General features: G+C 60.9%; 1 protein-coding gene. It reads left to right on the forward strand.

All coding sequences use genetic code 11. The annotated features are described in order from the left end of the window. Window positions 1-585: Ig-like domain-containing protein (locus tag AC1DWM_RS30185; RefSeq protein WP_477796904.1), on the forward strand; the 585-nt coding region annotated here is incomplete at both ends.

Consider the following 585-nt stretch of genomic DNA (forward strand, 5'->3'; position numbering starts at 1 on the left):
CTCCTCTCCTGAGCGTCTCCAGCTTCAGCGTGAATGGGGTCGACGGCAGCTTCACGGCGGGCCAGACCGCAACCATGACCGGTGTCGGAACGCTGATCATCGCCAGCAACGGTGCTTACACCTTTACCCCGGTGGATAACTGGAACGGCACCGTGCCGACCGTCACCTACACCACCAACACCGGTTCCACCAGCACGCTGGATATCAGCGTCACCCCGGTCAATGACCCAAGCGTCCTGACTGCGGATACCAACACTGTCGATGAAGACCATGTTGCAACCGGCAATGTGCTGACCAACGACCACGATGTCGATAATCTCCTGAGCGTGGCCACCTTCACGGTTGGCGGCACCGAGTACACCGCAGGCGTCCCGGCGACCATCGCCAACGTCGGCACCCTGGTGATCGGGGCGAACGGTGCTTACACCTTTACCCCGGTGGATAACTGGAACGGCACCGTGCCGACCGTCACCTACACCACCAGCACCGGTTCCACCAGCACGCTGAATATCAGCGTCACTCCGGTCAATGACCCGAGCGTCCTGACCGCGGATACCCAGACGGTCGATGAAGACCATGTTGCAA

The sequence above is a fragment of the Pseudomonas sp. P4_C8 genome (genome assembly GCF_056401975.1).